Annotated in this window: 2 protein-coding genes; both read left to right on the forward strand. The window is 64.6% G+C overall.

Annotated features, from left to right (window positions below; translation table 11 throughout):
• A partial coding sequence (locus EJC49_RS25905) for a DUF6634 family protein (RefSeq protein WP_342635385.1) occupies nt 1-243 on the forward strand: 243 nt, incomplete at its 5' end.
• Nucleotides 244-252: 9 nt separating this feature from the next.
• A partial coding sequence (locus EJC49_RS25355) for an AAA family ATPase (RefSeq protein ID WP_126702701.1) occupies nt 253-1,535 on the forward strand: 1,283 nt, incomplete at its 3' end.

The raw sequence follows: 1,535 nt of genomic DNA on the forward strand, positions 1-1,535 counted from the left end.
GGAAGCCTGCCGGAGGAACTGGCCGGCGTCGAGCCTCCCATCCTCGATCGCTGGGCGCCGGCCTTCGGCAACAATGTCTACCTCGTCGGTCTGTCTACCGGCCACCCGAAGCTCATTGGCGAGAACCGGCTGATCAGCACCTCCGAGCTCATGCTCGTGTCCGAGGACCAGACGTGGGCGCGGACCTTGTCGCGCTGGTATCGCCTCGGTCGCGAGGTGAGCCGCACCGAACTGGACGGATGAGGACGCGTCATGGCCCGCGCTTCCCACCCTTCGCCCCACTTTCTGCAGCTTCACTTCGAGCGCCGGAGCAAGCAGGCGATTGCCGGTGACCGCCTGCCGACCGAAGCCGAGCTGCTGCGTGGCATGCCGTTCTTCCTGGACGATGTGCGCGAGGATATCAGGGAGTTCGCTGAGCGCGCCGCCAGGCACATTCGCTTGAGTGAAATGGCCGGGTTCGATTCCTTGCTCGGTATCCTCGATAGCCTCGCCCTGGAGCCCGGCGCCGAGACACTCGCTCTGCTGGATGCCGGATTTAGGGATCACGCCGATGAGGCGGTCCTGCCCGGCGACGCGTGGCGGATGCGCTGCCGCATCTACCGGGCGGCGTGTGGCGATGCCGATGCGGCGGCGCTCGTGGCGGCGGAGATCGCCGCGCTCGGCCTTGAGGATATCCGTCAGGGACTCGGTCGTGACATTGTATGGCGCTCGCTTGGATGGGCGGTGCATTCGCGTCGGATGGAGGACTGGCACGGAACCGGAGTGCGCATCAGCTTCGCCCGAAAGCACTATCTGGACGACGTCGACGCCTATGCAAAAGAGTTCAGCAAGGCATTCGACCTGACCGCGGACGTGCAGGGAGGAGCGGCGGCGAGCGGCCAGGTTGCTCCCGGGTCAGACAACACGACCGACGGATCCGGGTCTGGTTCCAGGGAAGACGGGGTCGTAGTCTTCCGGACCATTGGAATGGCGACGACCAAGGGAGGTGCCGAGGTCGGCAAGGATTACGAGCACTTCATCGGCAAGCCGCTGCCACTGTCGCCGGTTCCAGACCTCAATCTGGTTCGAGGAATCCTGCTCGAGGAATTTCCCTATGCGGCGTCGGTGATCCAAACCGTCCTGAGCGACCTCGCCGGACGCGACACTGTTCATGTCCGGCCGACGCTGCTTATCGGCCCGCCCGGCTCGGGCAAGAGCCATTTCGCCCGGCGGCTTGCCGAGGAGATGAACACGCCTTGGGAGATGATTCCTTGCGGCGGTGTATCCGATGGCATGCATGGCGGAGCAACGCGAAAATGGGCCACCGGTGAACCGAGCCTGCCCGTGGCCGCGATCCGCACCCATCGACACGCTGGTCCCATGATCATCCTCGATGAGATCGAAAAGGCCGGCACCGGCCGCCACAACGGAAACTTTCACGACGTGCTGCACGGGCTGCTCGAGCGCGAAACCGCGATGCGATGGAACGATCCCTATATCGACGCGCCCTGCGACCTCTCGCACATCTCCTGGATCATGACGGCCAACACCATCGA

This window comes from Aquibium carbonis, assembly GCF_003970795.1.
Taxonomy (GTDB): domain Bacteria; phylum Pseudomonadota; class Alphaproteobacteria; order Rhizobiales; family Rhizobiaceae; genus Aquibium; species Aquibium carbonis.